Annotated in this window: 5 protein-coding genes; 2 read left to right on the top strand and 3 right to left on the bottom strand. The window is 62.2% G+C overall.

Annotation, left to right across the window (positions count from 1 at the left end; genetic code table 11):
• Window positions 1-33: 33 nt before the first annotated feature.
• Both AC3A4H_RS23275 and nirK read right to left on the bottom strand, forming a co-directional pair.
• Window positions 34-411, bottom strand: coding sequence for a hypothetical protein (locus AC3A4H_RS23275; protein WP_487768831.1), 378 nt, complete (start codon window positions 409-411; stop codon window positions 34-36).
• Between the two features lie 128 nt (window positions 412-539).
• Window positions 540-1,601 (bottom strand): copper-containing nitrite reductase, encoded by a 1,062-nt coding sequence (gene nirK, locus AC3A4H_RS23270; protein WP_487768830.1) that lies wholly within the window; start codon window positions 1,599-1,601, stop codon window positions 540-542.
• A gap of 593 nt (window positions 1,602-2,194) precedes the next feature.
• Here nirK and AC3A4H_RS23265 point away from each other — a divergent pair.
• Complete coding sequence (locus AC3A4H_RS23265; RefSeq protein ID WP_487768829.1) at window positions 2,195-2,410, top strand: hypervirulence associated TUDOR domain-containing protein; 216 nt, start codon at window positions 2,195-2,197, stop codon at window positions 2,408-2,410.
• A gap of 71 nt (window positions 2,411-2,481) precedes the next feature.
• On the top strand, window positions 2,482-4,191 hold the full coding sequence (locus tag AC3A4H_RS23260) for a molybdopterin-dependent oxidoreductase (RefSeq protein WP_487768828.1): 1,710 nt from the start codon (window positions 2,482-2,484) through the stop codon (window positions 4,189-4,191).
• A 607-nt stretch (window positions 4,192-4,798) separates the two neighbouring features.
• On the opposite strand, the gene AC3A4H_RS23255 is transcribed toward AC3A4H_RS23260, so the two are convergent.
• Window positions 4,799-6,277: a protein adenylyltransferase SelO gene (locus AC3A4H_RS23255; protein WP_487768827.1), complete on the bottom strand. Its 1,479-nt coding sequence runs from the start codon at window positions 6,275-6,277 to the stop codon at window positions 4,799-4,801.
• Window positions 6,278-6,377 lie beyond the last annotated feature (100 nt).

The following is a 6,377-nucleotide window of genomic DNA, read 5'->3' as shown; positions in this document are numbered from 1 at the left end:
GGTCGTGCCCTGAGGGGTGTTGATAGGCGGCCATCAGCTGTTTCCCATCCCTGCCGCCTGCCGCGCGGCTGATGCCCCGCAGGAGGCGAAATCGGCGACATCCTGAAAGAGGCTGGCGATCTCGTGGAAGGCTGTCCGGTCCGGCTCCTCCGGTGTCAGTTCGTCGAGCTCGCCAAGCAGTGCGGTGACAATCACGATCGCGTCGCGCATCGGGCGGGCGTGGGTGAGACCCTCGGCGCGGTATGCAAGGCCCTCTTCCGGCCCGATCCGCTCCAGCATCGCGTCGGCGGAGTCGCGGCAGCCGCAGTCGAGCCCTGCCTCGCTCAGTTCACGCCTCAGGCGCTCGACGACGGCTACACCGGAATTCAGCCGAGCCTTGCAGTTGGCTGAGTTGGACACGGGATGGCGCATGGGGGCTCTCTTCCTGAACACAGATGTGGATCGATCAGCGCCGCCGTCCAGGTTCATTATCGAAGCCATGGCGGCAGCGAAATGACGCGAGATGGCCGCCGGCTGCCGGCGGCCATCTGTTGGGCGGCCTATTGGCTGACCATCCCGACCTTCTCCTCGACGCCCTCGCGGAAGATGTCCGGCTGCTCCGGCCCTTCCACCACCAGCTTGCCGATCAGGCCGCGCGTGGCGCGCGAAAGGGCATGGTCGACCAGGGGGTATTCGCCGGGGACCTCGACCTTGAAGTCGACCGCGGCTGCGCCGCCCGGAGGCACGGTGAGCGTCTGCACGTCGGGAAGCGGTTCACCCCTCAGCGATCCGAGATTGTAGACCTTGTCGAAGATCTCGCCGATCACATGGAAGCTCGAGGTCTTGTTCGGGCCACCGACGCCGAAGTAGATGCGCACCGTTTCGCCGACCTTCGCCTTCAGCGCGTTGTCTCCCGTCAGCGCCTCGGCGGCGCCGTTGAAGACGTAGTATTCCGGCTGCTCGTTGATCAGCTTGTCATAGCTCTCGGTGAGCTGCCCCTGCGTCCCGAACGCCTCTTCGGTGTAGAGCTCGCCCTGCATGACGTAGAACTCGTGGTCGACCGCCGGCAGGCCGCCTTCGGGCTCGACCAGGATCATCCCGTACATTCCGTTGGCGATGTGCTGGGCCGCCGGCCCCACGGCGCAGTGATAGACGTAAAGGCCCGGGTTCAGCGCCTTGAAGGTAAAGCCCTTCTCCTCGCCAGGTGCGGCAAGCGTCGCCTGTCCGCCACCATGCAGGCCGGTCACGGCGTGGAAGTCGACATTGTGCATGGCCGCGCTGTCCTCGTGGTTCTTCAGAAGAACCTCGACCGTGTCGCCGGCGCGAACCCTGACCAGCGGCCCGGGAACCTTCCGGTTGAAGGTCCAGTAGTGATAGGTCGTGCCGTCGGCGAGCTTGCCGATGACCTCCACCGTCTCCAGCCTCACTCGAACCGTCTGAGGCCCGCGTTCACCCACCGTACCCGGAAGATCGGTCGCCTGGCGGATCACATCGACGGGCGCCTCGGGCGTGCCGAGCTCGGCCACATGGGTGTGCTGGTCCGAAGCGAACGCCGGGAAAGCGGCTGTCGCGACAAAAGCCGCTGCGGCGACTGTTGCGAGGAGGTACTTGTGGATGCTCATGGCACGTGTCCTTCTGACCGCGTTGTTACGAGGGCACATTAGGTCAGCAGGGAACGCGGCTCTTTGTGCGGGAACAAAGAAGGGCAGTGTCGGATTCCGACGAACGGCAAAGCCGGCATCGCCGAAATGGTGCGCAAAGCGGCTTGGCAGGTTGGGGGGAGCGGACTGACCGCTATTGCGTCCCGCTGTGCAGATTGCCGTTCGGCAACTGGACCTCTTTCGAGCCATTTAGGTGCCCCAATTGAGTTCCTTTCGCACGAACGCATCCTCTTCCGTTTTCATCAGGATCCCGGAAACAACTCAGCCACTAACGCGCAGCAAGCCTATTACCCGAGCTTGGGGCCATTCTGATCACGGCGTAGAGGTCAAATCCATCAGCCCGCCTGCGGCAAGAGCGCCAGAAGCCCCATTCCGTTTGAGTTCCGGCCTCCCACCTGCAATTTCTGTAAGATCACTGCGAAATTGGTGGAACCGAGATCGAGAAGCTGGGTTGATGGCTTAATTCATGCCGTCTCATTTTCGATTTGAGTGACGGCCGCAGGGAATTCGATAGCGATGTCGATGCTATTGTCAGTGCCAGACATCGAGTGACCATGAAGCACAAATTTGACGTCGGCGATCATGTGAGCTGGAATTCCGAGGCCGGGCGCGTCAACGGCACCATCATCCGCGTCCATATCTGCGACTTCGAGGTCAACGGCTACACGCACCATGCAAGCGCTGACGCACCACAATACGAGATCAAGAGCAGCAAGACCGAGCACATCGCCTATCACAAGGACACGGCGCTCACCAAGCTTCGCGACTGACGCCATTATTGTCGGGCGCGATCGATGACCCCCAAAGCGATCCGCCAATGCCCACGACCCGTCGACCGCCCGTGACCGATCCGCTGCGCGCCAGCCTCAGCGGTGCCGACGACCGCATCCGCCTCAATCACTGGATGGCGCCGCAACCGGGGATCGCGCCGCGGATCCGGATCGGGAGCCGCTGGTTCAACACGCTTTGGGCCCTCCCCATCGGCGCGGCGACCCTGCTCTGCCTGATCGCGCTGGCGCAAAGCCTCCGCGAATTACCCGGCGTAGGGGCTTTCATTCAAGTACATCCCGGCATCGCGCAATCGGCACCGTCGGTGGACTCGGGCTTCCCCTGGTGGCTGCGGCTCCAGCACTTCCTGAACATGTTTTTCATGCTGTTCATCATACGCGCCGGCCTGCAGATTCTGGCAGACCATCCGAGGCTCTACTGGGGGCGAGACTGCACGCCCGGAGCTGAATGGTTTCGTTTCCAGGTTCCGGTGCCGACGGGTCGCATCTGGACCGCCAAGGACGACTCTGTAACCCTGCCGACATGGCTCGGTATTCCAGGCCTGCGCCACACCCTTGGGTTGTCGCGCTGGTGGCACTTTTCGGTCAACCTGTTGTGGCTGATCAACGGTATCGCTTTCTACGCCTTGCTGTTTTCCACCGACCAGTGGCGCAGGCTGGTGCCGATGACGTGGGAGGTGTTTCCCGCCGCGCTTTCGACGGCGATCCAATATGCCTCGCTGAACTTTCCGGTCGATGAAGGCTGGACCCGCTACAACGGCCTCCAGCAGCTCAGCTATTTCATCACCGTCTTCGTCGCCGCGCCGCTCTCCATCGTCACCGGGCTGATGCAGAGCCCAGCGATCTCCAACGCATTCGGATGGTTCGGCAGGCTGTTCAACCGGCAGGCGATGCGGTCAGTTCACTTCATCGCGTTCGCCTGGTTCGTAGCCTTCATCCTGGCGCACGGCGCCATGGTTTTCGTTACCGGCACCAGACAGAACACCAATCACATGTTCGCCGGCGTCGACGACGCCTCCTGGACGGGATTTCCGCTGTTCCTCGCGGCGATGGCCATCCTGACGATCGCCTGGCTCGTCGTATCGCCCTTCACTATCCGACACGCCCGTCTGGTGCAGCGCGCCGGTGCGTTCATGATCGGATGGATCATGGGGCTGGCCGAGGGCTGGGATCCGCGCTCGCAACTCACGAAGGAAGACATCTCTCCCTATTTCTGGCCGAACGGCACGATGCCCGATTCCAAGGAATTCGACGAGCTGGTGGCGGACGGCTTTGCCAGCTACCGGCTTCGCATCAGCGGCCTGGTCGAGGCGCCGCGGGATTTCTCCTTGGCAGAGCTCAAGGCGCTGGCGAAGCAAAAGCAGATCACGACGCATTTCTGCATCCAGGGGTGGTCAGGCGTCGCCGAATGGAGCGGTGTTCGCATGCGTGATATCCTCGACCTGGCGAAGCCGACGCCCGAGGCCCGCTACGCCGTGTTTTATTCCTTGGCCGACGGCGCGGATGGCGGCCGCTACTATGACGTCCATAAAATAGAGAACATGCGCCACGAATTGACGATCCTCGCCTACGAGATGAACGGGACACCGGTCAGCGTCCTGCACGGTGCGCCTTTACGCCTGCGCTGCGAGAACGAGCTGGGGTTTAAGATGGTCAAGTGGGTTGCGGCGATCGAATTCGTGGCCGACTTCGCCGATCTCGGCGCTGGCCAAGGCGGCTACAATGAAGACCATGAATTTTACGGCTACCGTATGCCGATCTGACGGTGTGACCGTCACCATCGCCTTCCTCGGCGAGCGTCCATCAATTCGGCAGCTGATCATGCTGGAAAGGATCAAACGCGAAACCACAGACAACGCCGCCTACTACACCAGCAAGCAGTAGCCTAAAATGAAAACCCAGATGAGCCAGAGCCTCCGTTAGATGCGCAGCGGCGGCCGGAGCTGGTCGCTCAGATGCGCGTCGATCTGCGACGCACGGAAATGGGCTTCACCACGCTGGAGTTCATTCGGATCGCGCTCGCCAAGCATGAAGTGAGCAAGAGGGGTAGCAAGAAGCCACCGATCGCGTTTCCGCCTGGGTTGGCGCGGCGGAACCGCTATTGCGGCTCGAGGGAATACGAGATGAGACAACGGCGGCACGATCATAGGGACCGTCGCGCGCGCAATATCGCGGAGTCGATCCGGTCGATCCTGAAGCGGAAAAATCCGAGCGACGACGCGCTAGCCAGCGTCCGGACGCGGCGATCCAGAGACGGCTTCCGCCCCACAGACAGCATGCCAGTCCGCTCCCCCCACGCTCGCCGAACCATGGATGATTAAACGATCAGACAGCAACCCATCTCATTCGGCACCTGTACGGTAGTCGCAATTACGTACCGCAGAATGTCTGCAGGACGCGCTCTTCGTCTACCGGTGGCTGCGAATATTCCTCCATCTCGGGCTGCTCGTCGAACGGACGCGCCAGGACAGCGAGCAAGCTCTGGAAAGGGCCAAAGTCGCCTGCATCGGTGGCGGCGGCGATGGCAGCTTCGACACGGTGATTGCGTGCTATGTACTTCGGGTTCACCGCGCGCATCCGAGCGGCGCGGTCGGCTGCATTCTCCGGCTCGCGGGCCAGCCGTTCACGCCAGCGCGCGGCCCAGCCGTCAAAAGCGGTCGGGTCGATGAAATGGTTGCGTGCTCGCCCCGACCCGTCGATCTCATGAGCGAGATCGCGAAATGTAAGGGTGAAATCCGCCCCGTTGCGCGCCATCAGGTCAAGCAGTTCGGCGGCAAGATCAAGGTCGCCCGGCTGTTCGGTAAACAGCCCGATCTTGTGGCGGATGCCTTCATGAAACGCAGCCTCGTAGTACGCCTGGAACGATCCGATCGCCGCTTTCGCCTGCTCAAAGCCTTCATCGTCTCCGCCTGCTTCGCTTCCCAGAATGGGCAGCAGCGCTTCAGCAAGGCGCGCCAGGTTCCAGACGGTGATGCGCGGCTGGTTGGCAAACGCGTAGCGACCCTGATGGTCGATGGAACTGAACACTGTCGCCGGATGATAGGCGTCCATGAACGCACATGGACCATAATCGATCGTCTCGCCCGAAATGGAGACGTTGTCGGTATTGAGGACGCCATGGATGAAGCCGACCAGCATCCATTGTGCCACCAGCTTTGCCTGCGCTGCTACAACGGCGTTGAGGAACCCAAGGTAGCGGTTGGGACTGCCGGCCAGATCCGGGTAGTGCCGCGCAATTGCGTAGTCCGCCAACGCCCTCAGGCCGTCAATGTCTTCTCGTACGGCGAGGTACTGGAACGTGCCGACGCGGATATGGCTGGCGGCAACGCGCGCTATCAGGGCTCCGGGAAGCCTGGTCTCGCGGTAGACGGGCTCGCCAGTGGCAACCAGCGCTAGGGTTCGCGTGGTTGGGATCCCGAGTGGGTGCATCGCCTCGCTGAAGATGTACTCGCGCATCATCGGGCCGAGCGCTGCGCGCCCATCGCCATTGCGGGAAAACCGGGTCGGACCGGAGCCCTTCAACTGAACGTCGCGCAATTGGCCGCCGATATCGAGCAACTCTCCGACGAGGACGGCACGACCGTCGCCAAGCTGCGGCACGAAGTTGCCGAACTGGTGACCCGCATAGGCCTGGGCGATGGGACGCACGTCAGTGGGGAAGCGGTTTCCGGCCAGCATTTCGATACCGTCAGGACCACGCAACCAGCCGATGTCGAGGCCCAGTTCCGTCGCCAGTGTTTCATTCAGCTCAAGCAGACGCGGTGTCGAAACCGGGGATGGATCCGGACGGGCGTAAAGCCGTTCGGGGAGGTCGGCGGCATAAGTGTGGTGGAACCGGGGACTGCGCATGACATCTCGGGGGCTTGTTCAGGTTACCAGCTAAATGGGGATGCCGCGGGTCGCGGGCTAACAATTTGAGAGGGCTGTTGGATCGCAACCCGATCGCACT

The sequence above is a fragment of the Pseudaminobacter sp. Soil_N_29 genome (assembly GCF_057656055.1).
Note: the sequence above shows the minus strand (reverse complement) of the source record. Positions and strands in the feature narration are given on the sequence as shown.